Genomic DNA, 19,010 nt, shown 5'->3' on the forward strand with positions numbered 1-19,010 from the left:
TTTCACCCGTCAAAACATCACATCGCGTCGCGTCGCTTAATGTAATGTCGGCTTACGCATCTCTGGTGCGGTGGGCTTATCTTGGGTAAATTCGATATGGCACAAAATAGCGGCCACACGGACATACTCAATCACCTCTTCCAACGATTGAGCTAACTCTTCCTGATCTTCATCTTCGTCATAGCCCAATTGAGCGATATTACGCAGATCGTCAATCGCTTCGCCTGTTTCGCCTTTCACTTGAGCCAGCTTCGGTTGCAGCATCCCCAACCCTAGCAGGAAATGGTTCACCCAACCGGATAATGCATCTGCACGCTCAAATACCGTGATCTCTTCACCTTCAGGGATCAGCAACTGGAACATAAAACCTTCATTTTCCAGTGCTTCTTGTGTTGCTTGATGTAACTGTTGTAACTGTAAACCCAGAGTTTGCGGGAAGGCAACGCCGTCGTTGGTCAGGTCATGCACCATGACACGCCACCCTTCGTCTTTACTGCCGCCGCAGAGTAATCCGCTGATAAGGCCATGCATTTCTGCGGGGGTTAAAGCCACTGCTTGCTGGTTCAGTGCCAGGGCAACGGATTGATAAGTTGGTAATGTATTCTCTATAGACATGCGTATTGGTCATCGTTGGCTGGATAAGTTCATGTTATGCTACCATCAAGCTCAGTCCCTATACCAGAAAACGCATAGCCACAAAGTGGTTGTATCTTGGTATTGAGGTATATATAGTGACGCCCGCTTTGACGCTACGAGCAATTTGCCTCTGGTTTTCAAGGCTAGCGCAAAAATTAGTCAGGAAGGTGGCATGTCTGCACAACCGGTAGATATTCAAATTTTTGGTCGCTCGTTAAGAGTAAACTGCCCGCCAGAACAACAAGATGCGTTGAACATGGCAGCAGAAGATCTTAACCAACGGTTGCAAGATCTTAAAGTTCGCACAAGGGTCACCAATACAGAGCAGTTAGTTTTTATCGCGGCATTGAACGTTTGTCACGAATTAGCTCAGGAAAGGTTGAAAACTCGCGACTATGCATCCAATATGGAACAACGTATTCGGATGTTACAACAGACTATTGAGCAGGCGTTGCTTGAACAAGGTCGCATCTCTGAACGCCAAGATGCACAATTTGAATAAATCTCTGTTGAATGATAGATTCAGTAGGGAGTAAAGAATTTCTCTGAGATGTTTGCCAGCGGGCCAGTCCCCTGAGCCGATATTTAATACCAACAGAATGTAGTGCCTCCGTAACCGGTGCGCATGCTCGGTCCGCCGAGAAGCCTTAAGGTTGCGACGCTGCGTTCACCTTGAACCATGGGTTCAAGGGTTACAGCCAGCAGCGGCATCTCGGAGATCCCTTTCTTATCGGGTAACGGTCAGTTTCAGTTACCACGTTCGCTTTGACATACGCTATTTTTCGATGTTAAGTCAATCACATGTCCTTGAATCCACAAGATGCCCTTGAGCAGCATGCCCTTGAACGACATGCCCTAGAAAGACAAAGCATTCGCCAAGAAATTCGTGAGCGTCGGCAACAGTTAACCCCCGAACAGCAACACCATGCCGCCCATTCGGCCGCTAATCATTTCGCTGCGCATGATAAAATTCAGCAAGCCAGCAACGTTGCGATATTCCTTTCTTTTGATGGTGAGCTGAATACCGCGCCCATCATTACGTTATTGTGGCAGCAAAATAAGCAGGTTTACCTGCCGGTGCTACACCCATTCAGCCCCGGTCATCTGCTATTTCTTCATTATCGTCCTGATACTTTACTCATCCGTAACCGCTTAAAAATCCTTGAACCGCAGCTCGATGTGCGGGAAGTTCTACCGCTCAATCAATTGGATGTGGTGATAACGCCATTGGTGGCGTTTGACCATCATGGTCAGCGTTTAGGTATGGGAGGCGGGTTTTATGACCGCACACTGCAACACTGGCAACAAGGCGGCCCCTATCCTATTGGGTTGGCCCATGATTGCCAGCAAGTCGAGCATTTACCGAATGAGCATTGGGATGTGCCTTTGCCAGAAATTGTGACACCTGCGAAAGTGTGGCAATGGTAAATCATCGTTCTTAGCTCGTAAAAAACCCGATATCAACCGATATCGGGTTATTAGGCATGAGCCACTATCTTTGCCGCTAAGATTAATACAGTAAGCGTGCGCGGATAGTCCCAGGGATAGCCTTCATCGCTTGCAACGCTCTTTCTGCATTTTCTTCATCATCTGTTTCAACGTCGATGACAACGTAGCCGATTTCAGCGCTGGTTTGCAGATACTGCGCAGCGATATTGACGTTCTGTTCAGCAAAAATTTTGTTAATGCTGGTCAGGATGCCAGGACGGTTCTCATGAATATGCAGCAAACGGCGAGTATTATCGCCATGAGCAGGCAGAGAAACCTCTGGGAAGTTAACCGCAGACAGTGTTGAGCCGTTGTCGGAATACTTCGCCAGTTTACCGGCGACTTCATCACCGATATTTTCCTGCGCTTCTTGAGTCGAACCGCCAATATGTGGCGTCAATAAGACGTTATCAAACTCACACAATGGTGAATTGAACGGGTCTTTATTGGTGGCTGGCTCTTCAGGGAATACGTCAATTGCCGCACCGGCCAAATGATTACTCGCCAATACTTCACACAGCGCAGGGATATCAACAACAGTCCCGCGAGAGGCGTTAATCAGCATTGCACCGGGCTTCATCAGAGCCAACTGCTCAGGGCCAATCATATTTTTGGTGGAGTGATTTTCAGGCACATGCAAACTAATCACATCACTCATGTTCAGTAAGTCAGACAGGTGACGAACCTGCTGTGCATTCCCCAGCGACAATTTATTTTCGATATCGTAGAAGAACACTTTCATACCAACACTTTCAGCCAGAATACCCAACTGTGTACCAATATGACCATAACCGATGATACCCAGTTTTTTACCACGGGCCTCATAGGAACCGACAGCCAGCTTATTCCACTCGCCGCGATGCGCTTTGGCGTTAGCCGACGGAATGCCCCGGAACATCAGCAGTAGCTCGCCCAGTACCATTTCGGCAACCGAACGGGTATTGGAGAAAGGCGCATTGAATACCGGCACACCGCGCTTGGTCGCCGCCGTTAAATCAACCTGATTTGTACCGATACAGAAACAACCGACTGCAACCAATTTTTCTGCTGCAGCAAAAACTTCTTCGGACAGATGCGTGCGCGATCGAATTCCGATGAAGTGGGCATCACGAATAGATTCTTTCAGTGATTCGGTGTCTAAGGCACCTTTATGGTATTCAATATTGCTATATCCGGCTGCACGCAGATTATCAACTGTGCTCTGGTGCACCCCTTCCACTAACAGAAACTTAATTCTGTCTTTCTCCAGTGATACTTTTGCCATGTCCCCGACCCTATTTTCAGACTTCAGATGTGGCTGCCGCTATCGAATGAATTCGGTCAGCACCCTGTCAACATAACAAATATTACGCGAGCAGCAATACAAACGATTGCCTACCTCTCAGCATAACAACCACTGCGAATGTTAATTTATGGAATAAAAAACTAGCGGCAAGAGGGTTAATGGCAGGTTAAGAAATTGAAATGACAAAATGTGATATATATCACCAAATTTAACGTTTTTAAGAAAAGATAATTAAAGGCGAAAATTTTCAGGACAAAGTGGTCGCACCTTATCCTGAAAATAATTTAGCCGATTGATTTGGCCGATCAGAGCGTTATCGTTTTAACACCATCAGCGGTGCCAATCAGCGCGACATCAGCGCCACGGTTGGCAAATAACCCAACCGTCACCACACCGGCAATACCATTGATTTTATTCTCTAAAGCAATGGCATCTAGAATCGTCAGATTGTGGACATCTAAAATAACGTTACCGTTATCGGTCAGCACATTTTGGCGATATTCAGGTAACCCACCCAGCTTAACCAGTTCACGGGCGACGTAAGAACGCGCCATTGGGATCACTTCGACTGGCAGCGGGAATTTACCCAGCACATCCACCTGTTTGGTCGCATCTGCGATACAAATAAACTTACGTGCAATGGCCGCAATAATTTTCTCGCGCGTGAGCGCCGCGCCACCGCCTTTGATCATCTGCATATGGCCGTTGATCTCATCAGCGCCGTCAACATAGATATCCAGTACATCCACTTCGTTGCAATCAAAGACCTGAATACCGTAACTTTTTAGTTTGGCGGTAGAGGCATCAGAGCTGGAAACGGCTCCTTCAATTTTATCTTTGATGGAACCAAGGGCATCAATAAAGTGCGCGGCGGTGGAGCCCGTCCCTACGCCTACGATAGTGCCAGGCTTGACATAATCTAATGCTGCCCAGCCCACTGCTTTTTTTAGTTCGTCCTGAGTCATGGTGAGTCACTGCCTATGAGATGAAAAACTGAATCCATTATAGAACATGCGCAGAATAAAACGCCGCAATAAAACAGGCATAGGACGCGGTTATTTCTAGCTGGATCACAGTTATATCGGTTTATTTGTGGCGGGGACTTTCATCATCAGCCAAAACAAAATGACCAAAATGTGGCATAGTGCCCTATCGACTAAATTTTTGGAGAGATGACTCCGATGAAACGCCCAGACTACCGTACGCTACAAGCGCTGGACGCGGTGATCCGTGAACGCGGTTTTGAACGCGCTGCACAAAAACTCTGCATCACACAATCGGCGGTATCTCAACGCATCAAGCAGTTGGAGAATCTGTTCGGTCAGCCATTGTTAGTGCGCACCGTTCCCCCTCGTCCGACTGAGCAAGGGCAGAAATTGCTCGCGTTGCTGCATCAAGTTGAATTGTTGGAAGAAGAGTGGCTCGGCAATGATACTGGGGTAGATACACCGTTGCTGTTGTCTTTGGCGGTAAACGCCGACAGTCTGGCAACTTGGCTGTTGCCCGCATTAAAGCCGGTACTGGCCGACTCCCCTATTCGGCTAAATTTACAGGTCGAAGATGAAACGCGAACGCAGGAGCGATTGCGCCGTGGTGAAGTGGTGGGGGCCGTCAGTATCCAACCGCAACCATTGCCAAGCTGTTTGGTCGATCAATTGGGGGCGTTGGATTATCTGTTTGTTGCCTCAAAGCCCTTCGCGGAACGTTATTTTCCCAATGGCGTCACCCGCTCGGCTCTGCTGAAAGCACCAGCCGTGGCCTTTGACCATTTGGATGATATGCATCAGGCATTTTTACAGCAGAATTTTGATTTATCGCCTGGCAGCGTTCCCTGCCATATCGTTAACTCATCGGAAGCCTTTGTTCAGTTGGCAAGGCAAGGCACCACCTGCTGTATGATCCCTCATCTGCAAATCGAAAAAGAGTTGGCCTCAGGTGAGCTAATCGATCTGACTCCGGGTTTACGCCAGCGGCGGATGTTGTTCTGGCACCGCTTTGCACCAGAAAGTCGCACAATGAGAAAAGTCACTGACGCCCTTTTATCTTATGGGCGTCAGGTCTTAAGGCAGGATTGAATTATTTAGCGGCGCTGGTCGCTGTTTGCAGCTCAAACACCACATCGACTTGATCATCGAAATGAATGGTCTGTTGCTCGTAGGTTTGAGCTGCATCGTTGGCAGGTGCCGCTTCAGCGCTCTTAAACATACGTGCTACCGGCATTGGCTGGTAGTTCGCGACATGATAGCGAATGCTATAAACAGGCCCCAACTTGACCTTAAATCCGTCGGCTAAAGAACCGGCTTGGCTAATGGCGTTTTCAATGGCTTTTTTACGGGCCTGTTCACGATAAGTCTCTGGATTTGCGACGCCGAGTTCGACCGCACGGATCTCATTCAGACCTGATTTTAATGCCCCATCCAACAACTCGTTCAACTTGTCCAACTGACGAAGCGTTACCTGAACTTGACGCACCGCACGGTAGCCTTTTAATACCGCTTCGCCGGTTTTCTGATAGTCATATTCAGGTTGTGTGCGAATATTCGCCGCATTGATATCTTTCTTTTCAATGCCACTTTTACGCAGGAAATCAAAATATTGTGCAACGCGAGTATCTGCCTGTTTTTTGGCGTCTGCCGCATCTTTGGCCGATACACTCACCTCAATGGCGATAGTCGCAATATCCGGTGTAGCATCCACACTGGCCGTACCGGAGGTGACAACATGCGGCCCTTCTGGCACTTCGGCAGCCTGAACTTGCAGTGCCAAAGGTAACGTCCCTAATCCCATCATTGCGGCCAAAGCCAATGTCTTCAACTTCACGGTGCCTCCTAAGAAATGCATGACAAATCAGTCTACGTCAGTCAGATAACCAGTGAATCCAAGCAGCCACAAATATATTTGCAGTTAATTACACTTGCGAGAATCATATTGGCAGAGTGATTAATGTGCCATCGGTAATCCACTAACCCATCAAACGTAGCATATCTTCCAGAGTATGGGATTCGGATTAATGATAAAAACTCACAGATTTAGCCCCTGCAGTGCTAACTGAAAGGCAATAAACCACATCACGCCCCCCACCAGTAAGTTAATGATCCGCTGCGAGGTGGGCCGATTAAGCCAAGGTGATAACCATGCCGCCAACAGCGCCAGTGCGAAAAACCAAGCGATAGAGGCACTCACAGCCCCTAGCGCAAACCACGGACGCACATCAGGTAATAGCTGTCCTCCTAAGCTACCTAACACCACAAACGTATCGAGATACACGTGAGGGTTGAGCCAAGTGACCGCCAGCAATGTCACCACGATAGGCCAGCGCCCTTGTACACCTGTCGCGCTAGAAGATGCGGCATTCTCCCCCCGCCAAGCAGCAACGAGTGCACCCCAGCCGTACCACAGCAAGAAAACCACCCCACCCCAAGTCACCAAGGCTAAGAGTAATGGTGAGCGGCTAAGTAATGCGCTGCCGCCAAAAATCCCAGCGCAAATGAGGATGATATCGCTCAAGGCACATAACGATGCGCTCATTAAGTGATGTTGACGTTTGATACCCTGATTCATCACGAAGGCATTTTGCGGCCCGAGGGGCAAAATCATCGCGGCACTGAGAGCAAAGCCTTGCAAAAACACAGCTAACATACTGTTACCTTTAAATAATAATTGGAAATAGCATAGGAGTTTGGCGAGCCATTAGCAGCATAGTACGTGGAGATAATCATCAGAGGAAATTGATAATTCTTATCAACTATAAGTAAAGCTAATAATGGATAGAGAGGGAGGTATCGACAAAAAGAAGTCAAAAGAAACGGGCCAATATCAGCCCGCTTTGACAGGATTTACCGCGTTCCGGTCGTTATGCGGACGGGTTAGATTCCGCTTTGGCGGTTTGATGTAAATGCACATCCATCTGCGGGAATGGAATACCTATTTTATGGGCATCCAATGCACGTTTGAAGTTCTCCAGCAGATCCCAGTAAACATCTGCCGCGTCGCCATTGGTGGTCCAGACTCGCACCGTGAAGTTCAGTGAGGATGCCGCCATCTCATTGAGACGAACCGTCACACCTTTATCCTGCATCACGCGTTTATCAGCAGCGATGATGTCACCCAGTACTTTCTTTACTACATCAATATCGGCGTCATAAGCTACGCCGATAACCATATCAGTGCGGCGGTTTGGTTCACGGCTGGTATTGATGATGTTATTGGCGATAATCTTGCCATTAGGCACGACGATGATTTTGTCATCAACGGTACGTAAGGTTGTTGAGAATATCTGTACCTGTTCCACGGTCCCCGCTACGCCGCCCAAATCGACATATTCGCCCGCTTTAAACGGACGGAAAGCAACCAGCAACACACCGGCGGCAAAGTTGGATAGCGAGCCTTGCAGCGCCAAACCTACAGCTAAGCCGGCTGCACCAATAACGGCAATGACTGATGCCGTCTGTACACCAAGACGCCCCAGTACCGCAACGATAGTGAAAGCCAAAATGCTATAACGCGCCATTGCGGCCAAGAAATCCGCAACAGTGACATCAATGCCCCGTAGCTTCATCACCCGCGCAAGCATTCGCGAAACAACCTTAGCGATGATTGAACCGACCGTCAAAATCAATAGTGCCGCAACAAGATTCACTGCATATTGAATCAGTAAATCTTGGTTATTCACTAACCAAGTACTCGCTTCATTGATGCCGTCAACTACGTTTAATTCTTCCATTTGAACCATCCTACAAAAGCTCCCAGCGGGAGAGATTACGCAAAAAAATCACCGCAAAATACTGGCTGATAAATCAGGCAGCCCAAATAGGGTAACTAACAATGAAGAGTGTTGCCAATTTAGATAACGCTGGATGAGGATGAAAAGTATCGTCGAAGATGAATAACGCCTTACGGGACAGCAAGTCTCAACTTCGCATCCAGTCAGCTTTATTTAAACGAAAAAAGGCCCTTAAGTAAGGGCCTTTTGTATATCGAGTGAAGCAGTACCGAATTACAGAACGTCTTTCGCGTTCAGTTCTTCAAATGCTTTTTCCAAACGAGCGATCATAGTTACCTGTGCAGCACGCAGCCATACACGTGGATCGTAGTATTTCTTGTTCGGCTTATCAGCACCTTCTGGGTTACCCAGTTGGCCTTGCAGATAGCCTTCGTTCTTTTTGTAGTAGTTCAGAATACCTTCCCACGTTGCCCATTGGGTGTCGGTGTCGATATTCATTTTCACTACGCCGTAGCTGACCGCTTCTTTGATTTCAGCAGCAGTCGAACCTGAACCGCCATGGAACACGAAGTTCAGGGAGTTGTGCGGCAGGTTATGTTTCTTAGAAACATAATCCTGAGAATCGCGCAGGATAGTCGGGGTCAGTTTCACGTTACCTGGTTTGTAAACACCGTGTACGTTACCGAAAGAAGCCGCGATGGTGAAACGTGGGCTGATTGCATTCAGTTTTTCGTATGCATAATCAACGTCTTGTGGCTGAGTATACAGAGAAGATGCGTCCATATGGCTGTTGTCCACGCCATCTTCTTCACCGCCAGTACAGCCCAGTTCGATTTCCAGTGTCATACCCAATTTCGCCATGCGAGTCAGGTACTTGCTGCAAATTTCGATGTTTTCTTCCAGGGACTCTTCTGACAGGTCAATCATGTGAGAAGAGAACAGTGGTTTACCGGTCGCGGCAAAATGTTTCTCGCCTGCGTCCAACAGACCGTCTAACCATGGCAGCAATTTCTTCGCGCAATGGTCGGTATGCAGAATGACAGGAACGCCATAGTGTTCAGCCATTTGATGTACATGGTGAGCGCCTGAGATAGCACCCAGGATAGCAGCGCCTTGGCCTTCTGCTTTCACGCCTTTACCTGCGATGAATGCTGCACCACCGTTAGAGAACTGAACGATAACTGGCGCGCGCACTTTGGCTGCTGTTTCCAGCACTGCGTTGATAGAGTCGGTGCCAACACAGTTGACTGCTGGCAGAGCAAAGTTGTTTTCTTTTGCTACTGCGAACACTTTCTGAACGTCATCACCTGTGATGACACCTGGTTTTACGAAATCAAAAATTTTAGACATGTACGTTGTCCTGTTTCGTCGACTGAAGATAGCAGCTATCCGATGGGATAGGCCCTAAAGGTAAATCAGGTTTCGCTTATCTAGCGGTATAAACCATAAGCGAAACGGGCGGCTCTCGCCCCCCGTTATCTCAATTACTGCTTAGCACGCTCTTCCAGCATCACAACCGCTGGCAGTTTTTTCCCTTCTACGAACTCAAGGAATGCACCACCGCCCGTAGAGATGTAGGAGATTTGGTCAGCAATACCGAACAGGTCGATTGCTGCCAGCGTGTCACCACCGCCTGCGATAGAGAATGCTTCGCTTTCTGCGATAGCGCGAGCGACAATCTCGGTCCCTTTACGGAAGTTAGGGAACTCAAACACACCCACTGGGCCATTCCACAGAATGGTTTTGGCGTTTTTCAGGATCTCAGCCAGACGCTCCGCAGACACGTCGCCCAAGTCCAGAATTTGCTCATCATCTTTAATTTGATTAGCTGGTTTCAGTGTTGCAGTCGCCGTTTCAGAGAACTCGGTCGCAACACGAACGTCTGTTGGAACAGGGATATCACAAGTTTCCAGCAAGCGTTTTGCTTCAGGAATCAGGTCTGCTTCGTACAGTGATTTACCAACATTGTTACCTTGAGCAGCAACGAAGGTATTGGCGATACCACCACCAACAATCAGTTGGTCCGCAATTTTAGACAGCGCACCCAATACAGTCAGTTTGGTTGAAACTTTAGAACCACCCACGATAGCAACCATTGGGCGAGCTGGGTTACCCAGTGCTTTACCCAGTGCTTCGAGTTCGGCTGACAACAGCGGACCGGCACAAGCGATAGGGGCAAATTTACCCACACCATGAGTAGACGCTTGCGCACGGTGAGCCGTACCAAACGCATCCATTACATACACGTCACACAGTGCAGCGTATTTTTTGGACAACGTTTCGTCGTCTTTTTTCTCGCCTTTGTTGAAGCGAACGTTTTCCAGCACCACTAACTCGCCAGCTGCAACTTCAACACCGTCTAGATAGTCTTTCGCCAGACGTACCGGAGCAGACAATTTGTCTTTCAGGTAGTTAACGACTGGCAGCAAGGAGTACTCTTCGTTGTACTCGCCTTCGGTCGGGCGACCCAAGTGAGAGGTAACCATTACTTTAGCACCTTGCTTCAGTGCTGTTTCAATGGTCGGCAGTGATGCACGGATACGCGCATCAGAAGTCACTTTACCCTCTTTTACCGGCACATTGAGGTCCGCACGGATCAGCACGCGTTTGCCAGCCAGATCCAGATCGGTCATCTTAATTACAGACATGGTGAATCCTCTTGTTGATTCTCTTTAAAGTTGCATAAGCTGCACATCAACGCAGATATAACCGCAGTAACCCACGGAAAAATAAGACGTTGGCATACCATACTAGAAACCACTTCGAGCCATCGCCAATGTCGTATCCAACATTCTATTGGCGAAACCCCATTCGTTATCGCACCATACCAATGTCTTAATTAGGTGCTGCCCACTGACCCGCGTCTGCGTGCAATCGACAATAGCACTGTGCGGATCATGGTTAAAATCAGTCGACACCAAGGGTAATTCCGTATAGTCAACTATACCACGAAATGAGCCTCTTGCTGCCTTTTGCAAAAGCTGGTTAACCTCAGCCACGCCAACAGGGCTTGTCACGCTAACGCTTAAATCGATAGCCGTCACGTTGATCGTTGGTACCCGTACCGAGATAGCCTCAAACCTGTCGCAAAACTTCGGAAAAATACGGGTAATCCCTGCCGCCAGTTTGGTGTCGACGGGGATAATGGACTGGCTTGCTGCTCGCGTACGACGTAAATCCTGATGATAAGCATCAATCACGGGCTGGTCATTCATTGATGAATGAATGGTGGTCACAGTGCCAGACTCGATGCCATAGGCATCATCCAACAACTGAATAATAGGAATAATACAGTTCGTGGTACAGGAAGCGTTGGAAACAATCCGGTGCTCAGCCTGTAAATCCTGATGGTTAACACCATAAACCACGGTCGCATCTAAATCATGGCCACCGGGATGGGCAAACAACACCTTTTTGGCACCCGCGGTTAAATGCGCCTCACCATCTGCGCGGCTGCCATACACGCCGCTGCAATCCAGAACCACATCAATTCCTAACTCACCCCAAGGCAATTGCCCGATCTCTGGCTGATGTACCAACCGGATGGTATCGTCCCCGACGTATAAACTGTCACATTCCTGACGAACATCCCAGGCGAAGCGGCCATGGCTGGAGTCATACTTCAACAGATGGGCCATCCCTTCTGCATTCGCCAACTCATTAATCGCAACAACAGAAATTTCTGCCCGACGACCTGATTCATACAGTGCGCGTAAAACGCTACGGCCAATGCGGCCAAAGCCATTTATCGCTATGCGGATTGTCATGTTACTCCCTGTTTCTGGTTATTATCATGCAACCCTATAGCCTACTGCACTGCACCCTAAGATGTTAATCGCCTTATCACAATTCAGCCAGAATACACCTGACTTTTTCCTCAGCAAATTTGAGCTGAAACGGAAAACGAATTATGACTGAAACGCTTCAGCCAGAATAAACCAAACTTATCAGAAAAGGAATATCTGCCTGATAAAGGGCACAATTCATCCATCAATTGGCGAAAAAAAAGACCGCCGAAGCGGTCTTTTAACAGGTGTATTACCTCGATTCTCATCAGCGTTTACACCTTTTGGCTATCTTAATAACGGCTCGTATTAATCAAGCCGTTAGCTTTCTCTCGAAGATTACTTCAACAGTGCCTGAGCTTTTGCCACCACATTTTCGACGGTGAAACCAAACTCTTTGAACAGCAATTCCGCTGGAGCAGATTCACCGAAGGAATGCATGCCCACAACATCGCCATTCAGGCCAACGTATTTGTACCAGTAATCAGCAATACCCGCTTCCACCGCGACGCGAGCGCTAACCGCTGATGGCAATACGGATTCACGGTAAGCCGCATCTTGTTTGTCGAAAGCATCTGTTGATGGCATAGAGACAACACGCACTTTACGGCCAGCAGCAGTCAATTGATCGGCAGCAGCGACAGCCAATTCAACTTCAGAACCGGTTGCGATAAAGATCAGCTCAGGTTGGCCAGCACAATCTTTCAGCACGTAAGCGCCTTTAGAGATGTTAGCTAATTGCTCAGCAGTACGTGGCTGTTGTGCCAAGTTCTGACGCGAGAAGATCAGTGCGCTTGGGCCGTCTTTACGTTCCAATGCATACTGCCATGCCACCGCAGACTCAACTTGGTCACAAGGACGCCATGTGCTCATGTTTGGTGTCACACGCAGGCTGGCCATTTGCTCAACAGGCTGATGGGTTGGACCGTCTTCGCCCAGACCGATTGAGTCATGGGTATAAACGAAGATGCTGCGGATTTTCATCAATGCGGCCATGCGCACTGCGTTACGTGCATATTCCACGAACATCAGGAAGGTTGCGCCGTAAGGGATAAAGCCGCCGTGCAGAGCGATACCGTTCATGATGGCTGACATACCAAATTCACGGACACCGTAGTGAATGTAGTTACCGGCCAGATCATCGCCCAGTGATTTAGAACCGGACCAGATAGTCAGGTTACTTGGTGCCAGGTCAGCAGAGCCACCCAAGAATTCAGGTAACACTTTGCCGAAAGCTTCCAGCGCATTTTGTGATGCTTTACGGCTAGCAATTTTGGCTGGGTTTGCTTGCAACTCTTCAATGAATTTCTTCGACTCAGTCGCCCAGTTAGCAGGTAACTCACCGCTAACACGACGTTTGAACTCAGCAGCCAACTCTGGGTGTGCTTTCGCGTAAGCGGCAAACTTCTCGTTCCAAGCCGCTTCTTTTGCCTGACCGACTTCTTTTGCATCCCACGCGGCATAGATATCCTGTGGAATTTCGAATGCTGGGTATTTCCAACCTAAAGCTTCGCGAGTCGCAGCCACTTCATCCGCACCTAATGGTGCGCCGTGTGAGTCATGCGTACCGGCTTTCTTCGGCGAACCAAAACCGATGATGGTTTTGCACATCAACAGTGACGGTTTGTCTGTCACTTTGTGGGCTTGTTCGATGGCCGCTTTGATGGCGTCAGCGTTATGACCATCAACACCACGCACAACGTGCCAGCCGTAAGCTTCAAAACGGGCTGCAGTGTCATCAGTGAACCAGCCTTCAACGTGGCCGTCGATAGAGATACCGTTGTCATCATAGAACGCGGTCAGTTTGCCCAGCTTCATGGTTCCAGCCAGAGAGCAAACTTCGTGAGAGATGCCTTCCATCATGCAACCGTCGCCCATAAAGGCATAGGTGTGATGATCGACAACGTCATGACCAGGGCGGTTAAACTGCGCGCCCAACGTGCGTTCTGCAATCGCAAAACCAACAGCATTCGCAATGCCCTGACCCAATGGACCCGTGGTGGTTTCTACGCCTGCGGTATAACCATATTCTGGGTGACCTGGCGTTTTAGAGTGCAATTGGCGGAAGTTTTTCAGTTCTTCCATCGGCAGATCATAGCCAGTAAGGTGCAACAAGCTATAAATCAGCATGGAGCCGTGACCATTTGACAAGACGAAACGGTCGCGATCTGCCCAGTGTGGGTTGGTTGGATTATGGTTCAGGTAATCACGCCACAGAACTTCGGCAATATCTGCCATACCCATAGGGGCACCGGGGTGGCCGGAATTCGCTTTTTGCACTGCGTCCATGCTTAGTGCGCGGATCGCGTTGGCAAGCTCTTTACGAGAGGACATGTTTTACTCCAGGTCGGATTAAAAAAAGCGTTCAAGTTTACCATTTTCTCAGATCAAACATTGAAACGGCAATCACTAAAACCAAATGAGCTATAACTTCCATATTAATGACGAATGGAGTCTGCTGAATTTCAGAATTAAGCTATAGCTGTAACGCCCAAGGCACGTTAACCTCACTGCGTTCTTAGCCACACTGAGCGAATCAACACTCAAGGGACCGAAAGTGCTCGTTTTTGCAAACAAATCTGCAAACCCACACGGGGTAACAATAACTTTCATGCGACAACAACAACTTTCACGCGACAACAACAACTTTGGGCAAAACCTATTGCCGACAGAGTAGAACAACCGACGTCGATTCAACAGCTATTAATGCAATAGATGGTAAGAGTGTCGCAGCATCTATCGGCGAAGTGCCGTGAATAGATAACGACTCGTGATGCGTTATCGGCGCAGTTAGAACGGTGCTATTGAATGATAAAAATGACATCACCACAGGAAAAAGTGTTATGAAAATTCGTACCTCTATGATTGCACTGAGCCTGACAGCCCTGCTTAGCGGCTGTCAAAATATGAATACTGATGGCTTAATGCAGTCGGGTGCTCAAGCGTTTCAAGCGGCAACCCTAAGTGATGCTGATGTAAAAAATCTCAGTGAAAAATCTTGCTCAGAAATGGATCAGAAAGCACAGATCGCCCCAGCAGATAGCACTTACGGTAAACGTCTGGCGAAAATTTCTGCTGCATTAGGCAATAACATCAATGGTACACCAGCCAACTATAAGGTTTACGTGACGAAAGATGTGAATGCTTGGGCGATGGCTAATGGGTGTATTCGTGTCTATAGCGGTCTGATGGACATGATGACCGACAATGAAGTGGAAGGTGTGCTTGGCCATGAAATGGGCCATGTAGCCTTGGGTCATACCCGTAAAGCGATGCAGGTGGCCTACGGCACGACCGCACTGCGTACTGCTGCGGCCTCCGCTGGCGGTATCGCAGGTCAACTTTCTCAATCCCAATTAGCGGATATTGGCGAGAAGCTGGTCAACGCCCAATTTTCTCAGAAACAAGAAAGTGAAGCGGATGATTACTCATTTGATTTGCTGAAAAAGCAGGGTATTGATCCCAATGGTTTAGTCACCAGTTTTGAGAAATTGGCCACCATGGATGCAGGTCGTACCAGCACCATGTTCGACGACCACCCTTCATCCCAAGCCCGCGCCGATCATATTCGTCAGCGAATTGCGACCGAGAAATAAATTCGTTCCGCAGATAAAGACAAAACGCCCCACTCTTGGGGCGTAAAATTTTGACACAGTGTCTGGTGCAGTGAAAACAGGCAGATCGTAAAGACGCCGTGAATCCGTCCATGGAGGCTCGAGCCGCGCCATCCTTGGCGCGGACGCTTTACTCTTCTGACTGTCCTCACTGATTCAGATCTCGCTATCGTGGTATGAGTCTTTGCTTGGGTCTCTTAGCTATATTCCCACTTAGCTATTTTTCCACATCGAGATTAACTTCAATCTGATCGCCATTCACCCGCACCGGATAAATCGCTAAGTCTCTATCGCCAGGCTCACGCAGGCACTGCCCCGTCCGGACATCAAACAACGCGCCATGCAAGGGGCATTCAATGATCGCGCCGTCAGTAAAGCCCTGACTTAATAATGCATTAGCATGAGGGCAGATATCTTCCATCGCAAAATACTCACCATCAACCAGATAGATACCAATTCTCTGCTCATCAACCTGAGCAGAAAAAGGAAAATCCGGTTTGACGTAATTCGCCTTACAAACGCTAAACCACCCCATGAAAGCCCCCTATTAACCCACACCATCATCATTTAAGTCATTACTATGAGTGTGGTTGAGAATGGGTTAATCGCCAGTGACCATAAAAACAAAAAGGGCAAACTCACGTTTGCCCTTAAGTCATTTTCGAAACCTGTTAATACTTACTCATCTTCGAGATACGTATATCCGTACAGGCCCGTTTCAAACTCTTCCATAAACTGAGCTTGAAGCTCGGTGTCCAGATCGGTTTGTTTCACTTGATCGCGGAAATGAGCCAACAACTTCTCAGGATTCAATTGAACGTATTCGAGCATATCCGCAACGGTATCGCCTTCATCGGTTTGCTCAACTTCAACCGTGCCATCAGGGAAGACATAAACATCAACTGCGGCCGTGTCGCCGAACAAATTGTGCATATTGCCCAAAATTTCCTGATACGCGCCGACCATAAAGAAGCCCAACAGCGGTGGGTTCTCTGCATCGTAAGGCGGCATTGGCATGGTCGTCGCGACCCCATCACCATCAATATAATGATCGATAGTGCCATCTGAATCGCAAGTAATATCTAACAACACAGCGCGGCGTTCTGGCGGCTTATCTAACCCTTCCAATGGCAAGACTGGGAACAACTGATCGATGCCCCATGCATCGGGCATGGATTGGAACAACGAGAAATTGACATACAGCTTGTCAGCCATACGTTCTTGCAGCTCATCAATGATCGGCCGATGCGCACGGTTGCTCGGATCAAGCTGCTTTTGGATATCATTGCAAATGCTCAGATACAGCTCTTCCGCCCAAGCACGTTGCGTCAATTCCAGCATACCGTGAGCATATTGGGTATGAACGTCGTGCAAGTCCATCTGGCTATCGTGGAGCCATTCACGCAACGAGCGGCGGTTTTCTGGCTCTTGCATTTCCAGCCACGTATCCCACAAGCTTTCTAGCGCACGCGGGGCATCGGCTGCTGGTGGTTGCGGCTCGTTGAACTCATTGCGTTCCACACCGATAACATTCGATACCAGCACCGTATGGTGAGCCGTCACTGCACGACCCGATTCCGTGATAACGGTTGGGTGTGGCAGACCATGCTCATTACAGGCATCACCAATCCCCCAGATAACGTTGTTGGCGTATTCATTTAAGCCATAGTTCACTGAGCAATCGGATTGAGAGCGTGTCCCTTCGTAATCCACACCCAGACCACCACCCACATCGAAGCACTGGATATTGACGCCTAATTTGTGCAGTTCCACATAGAAACGCGCAGACTCACGCACGCCAGTGGAGATATCGCGGATGTTGGACAACTGAGAGCCTAAATGGAAATGCAATAATTGCAGACTATCCAGACTATTGGCTTCACGAAGCATATCAACCAGTTGCAGCACTTGGGTCGCTGACAAACCGAACTTAGATTTTTCACCACCGCTGGCTTGCCATTTGCCAGAGCCTTGCGATGCCAAGCGAGCACGAACACCTAAACGTGGTACCACATTCAGGCGTTCAGCTTCTTCCAACACCATTTTGATTTCTGACATCTTTTCGATAACCAGATAAACCTTATGGCCCAGCTTTTCACCAATTAATGCTAAACGAATATATTCGCGATCTTTGTAGCCATTACAAACGATGACCGAGCGGGTCATGCCTGCATGGGCCAGCACCGCCATCATTTCAGCTTTAGAACCGGCTTCTAACCCTAACGGCTCACCTGAGCTGACTAAGGACTCAATGACCCGCCGATGCTGGTTGACCTTAATCGGGTAAACCAGGAAGTAATCACCTTCATAGCCAAAAGATTCACGCGCACGTTTAAATGCAGCATTAATTGAGCGCAGACGGTGCTGTAAAATTTGGGGGAAACAGAATAACGCAGGCAAACGTTGCCCCTGCTCAAGCTGCATTCCTTTGACCAGTTGTGCCAGATCGACACGTGCTTCACGGACATCTGGATCAGGGCAAACGCTGATATGACCTAACTCATTGACGTCATAATAGTTGCCACCCCAGTAGGCGACGTTATACGTGCTCAGCATCTTGCTGGCATTACGATCATTCATGGCAACCTCCTGCATGGAGCGTAAAGAAACAGGTGCGCCCGCAGTTGACGGACGGTCAATCAAGTTATCATCAGACATAATTCGCCTCTATTGCGATACTGACGATAAAGTCAGCCACTATCGCAGCTACAACCAGCCAGGACAACCCGCGTGAATGCCAAAATGGCAGAATAATTCGCTAAAAAGCGCGAACCACAAGCGGTTTATCACTCAGCTATTCATTACCCAAAGGGTAAAACACGGTTAAATGTAAAATACGTTGGACTGTAAATACGTATTGAGATTTTGTGAATCGGATAAGCCGCAAAGTTATTTGGCTGGTCAGATTCAGTGCTTCAGGCGGTGATTAACCTGCCCGAGAATCCTGAGTCGCACCCATGTGGGTGTAACATCGGGTTGATGGCGTACTAGAAAGGGAGGTTGCAAAAGGGGATTGAACGTCAGAATGACGTAGCTGTTGATGTGCAGCAACCAGTAGACAACGGATCATTAATCCAACCACCTCCACGCATGCCGTTCACAATGAACGGACAAGACTTTATTAATAGACAATTTAGGTAACAGTTTGATGACGTCGCTTTTAAATGCTCGCCTGCTGATTAGCGCCCCTGAGTACTGAGAGCCAAAACTGAAGTGCAAAACACTAAAAACCGAGCAATGAGCGAATGCCATCTTCTGCCATCTTCATCATTGCGTATCAAATAAGCTGCGCGCGCAGTTTATACCTATAACGCGAGCAAAATGCAAAATGAAAATAGCCTGCAACTGTATCAAGCGGTAAATAAACCTAAGAACAATAGAAACAAGAAATCTCTCAATGAAAAAAGGGCTGGCATTAAGGGCAAAACCTGTCCTAAAATAGACGTCTAGATGTTAATACATCCACAGATTTTAATGGT

General features: G+C 48.3%; 17 protein-coding genes and 1 other RNA gene. 5 read left to right on the forward strand and 13 right to left on the reverse strand.

All coding sequences use genetic code 11. The features are described 5' to 3' along the window. Positions 1 to 36: 36 nt before the first annotated feature. Entirely contained in the window at positions 37 to 615 is a 579-nt protein-coding gene (locus BN68_RS13200; protein WP_019211627.1) for a YecA/YgfB family protein, read from the reverse strand. Positions 616 to 808: 193 nt separating this feature from the next. On the opposite strand from BN68_RS13200, the gene zapA reads away from it, so the two are divergent. From zapA to BN68_RS13210, 3 genes are all read left to right on the forward strand, one after another. Continuing rightward, complete coding sequence (gene zapA / locus BN68_RS13205; RefSeq protein WP_004706812.1) at positions 809 to 1,138, forward strand: cell division protein ZapA; 330 nt, start codon at positions 809 to 811, stop codon at positions 1,136 to 1,138. 37 nt (positions 1,139 to 1,175) lie between these two features. Next, positions 1,176 to 1,359: non-coding RNA, 6S RNA (ssrS, locus tag BN68_RS23355), on the forward strand. 78 nt (positions 1,360 to 1,437) lie between these two features. Continuing rightward, complete coding sequence (locus BN68_RS13210; RefSeq protein WP_019211628.1) at positions 1,438 to 2,064, forward strand: 5-formyltetrahydrofolate cyclo-ligase; 627 nt, start codon at positions 1,438 to 1,440, stop codon at positions 2,062 to 2,064. 82 nt (positions 2,065 to 2,146) lie between these two features. Here BN68_RS13210 and serA read toward each other — a convergent pair whose 3' ends face one another. Both serA and rpiA read right to left on the reverse strand, forming a co-directional pair. Beyond that, on the reverse strand, positions 2,147 to 3,388 hold the full coding sequence (gene serA, locus BN68_RS13215) for a phosphoglycerate dehydrogenase (protein ID WP_019211629.1): 1,242 nt from the start codon (positions 3,386 to 3,388) through the stop codon (positions 2,147 to 2,149). A gap of 326 nt (positions 3,389 to 3,714) precedes the next feature. Beyond that, on the reverse strand, positions 3,715 to 4,374 hold the full coding sequence (gene rpiA, locus BN68_RS13220) for a ribose-5-phosphate isomerase RpiA (RefSeq protein WP_019211630.1): 660 nt from the start codon (positions 4,372 to 4,374) through the stop codon (positions 3,715 to 3,717). A gap of 216 nt (positions 4,375 to 4,590) precedes the next feature. Here rpiA and BN68_RS13225 point away from each other — a divergent pair, with 216 nt between their 5' ends. After that, positions 4,591 to 5,484 (forward strand): LysR family transcriptional regulator ArgP, encoded by an 894-nt coding sequence (locus tag BN68_RS13225; RefSeq protein WP_019211631.1) that lies wholly within the window; start codon positions 4,591 to 4,593, stop codon positions 5,482 to 5,484. Position 5,485: 1 nt separating this feature from the next. Here the strand turns inward: BN68_RS13225 and BN68_RS13230 are convergent, their stop codons facing one another. From BN68_RS13230 to tkt, 7 genes are all read right to left on the reverse strand, one after another. Further along, positions 5,486 to 6,229: an oxidative stress defense protein gene (locus tag BN68_RS13230; protein ID WP_019211632.1), complete on the reverse strand. Its 744-nt coding sequence runs from the start codon at positions 6,227 to 6,229 to the stop codon at positions 5,486 to 5,488. Between the two features lie 201 nt (positions 6,230 to 6,430). After that, positions 6,431 to 7,048 carry an arginine exporter ArgO gene (gene argO, locus BN68_RS13235; RefSeq protein WP_019211633.1) on the reverse strand — a complete coding sequence of 206 codons (618 nt, stop codon included), beginning with the start codon at positions 7,046 to 7,048 and terminating at the stop codon, positions 6,431 to 6,433. A gap of 214 nt (positions 7,049 to 7,262) precedes the next feature. After that, complete coding sequence (mscS, locus tag BN68_RS13240; RefSeq protein WP_019211634.1) at positions 7,263 to 8,132, reverse strand: small-conductance mechanosensitive channel MscS; 870 nt, start codon at positions 8,130 to 8,132, stop codon at positions 7,263 to 7,265. Between the two features lie 273 nt (positions 8,133 to 8,405). Then, the gene (gene fbaA, locus BN68_RS13245) at positions 8,406 to 9,482 is read right to left on the reverse strand and encodes a class II fructose-bisphosphate aldolase (protein WP_019211635.1); all 1,077 of its coding nucleotides are present in this window, start codon (positions 9,480 to 9,482) and stop codon (positions 8,406 to 8,408) included. Positions 9,483 to 9,616: 134 nt separating this feature from the next. After that, positions 9,617 to 10,780 carry a phosphoglycerate kinase gene (pgk, locus tag BN68_RS13250; protein ID WP_019211636.1) on the reverse strand — a complete coding sequence of 388 codons (1,164 nt, stop codon included), beginning with the start codon at positions 10,778 to 10,780 and terminating at the stop codon, positions 9,617 to 9,619. A 102-nt stretch (positions 10,781 to 10,882) separates the two neighbouring features. Further along, positions 10,883 to 11,899, reverse strand: a complete 1,017-nt coding sequence (epd, locus tag BN68_RS13255) for an erythrose-4-phosphate dehydrogenase (protein ID WP_019211637.1) — start codon at positions 11,897 to 11,899, stop codon at positions 10,883 to 10,885. 357 nt (positions 11,900 to 12,256) lie between these two features. Then, positions 12,257 to 14,251 carry a transketolase gene (gene tkt / locus BN68_RS13260; protein ID WP_019211638.1) on the reverse strand — a complete coding sequence of 665 codons (1,995 nt, stop codon included), beginning with the start codon at positions 14,249 to 14,251 and terminating at the stop codon, positions 12,257 to 12,259. A gap of 509 nt (positions 14,252 to 14,760) precedes the next feature. On the opposite strand from tkt, the gene loiP reads away from it, so the two are divergent. Then, a complete protein-coding gene (gene loiP / locus BN68_RS13265) occupies positions 14,761 to 15,513 on the forward strand; it encodes a metalloprotease LoiP (RefSeq protein ID WP_019211639.1) in 753 nt (250 codons plus the stop codon). Positions 15,514 to 15,748: 235 nt separating this feature from the next. Here the strand turns inward: loiP and BN68_RS13270 are convergent, their stop codons facing one another. The 3 genes from BN68_RS13270 to BN68_RS24660 all read right to left on the reverse strand — a co-directional run bounded on the left by BN68_RS13270 (position 15,749) and on the right by BN68_RS24660 (position 18,601). Then, entirely contained in the window at positions 15,749 to 16,066 is a 318-nt protein-coding gene (locus tag BN68_RS13270) for a non-heme iron oxygenase ferredoxin subunit (protein WP_019211640.1), read from the reverse strand. Positions 16,067 to 16,209: 143 nt separating this feature from the next. Further along, positions 16,210 to 18,189, reverse strand: a complete 1,980-nt coding sequence (gene speA, locus BN68_RS13275) for a biosynthetic arginine decarboxylase (protein WP_019211641.1) — start codon at positions 18,187 to 18,189, stop codon at positions 16,210 to 16,212. A 268-nt stretch (positions 18,190 to 18,457) separates the two neighbouring features. Further along, a complete protein-coding gene (locus tag BN68_RS24660; protein WP_419835451.1) occupies positions 18,458 to 18,601 on the reverse strand; it encodes a hypothetical protein in 144 nt (47 codons plus the stop codon). Positions 18,602 to 19,010 lie beyond the last annotated feature (409 nt).

Source organism: Yersinia massiliensis CCUG 53443 (genome assembly GCF_000312485.1).
GTDB lineage: Bacteria > Pseudomonadota > Gammaproteobacteria > Enterobacterales > Enterobacteriaceae > Yersinia > Yersinia massiliensis.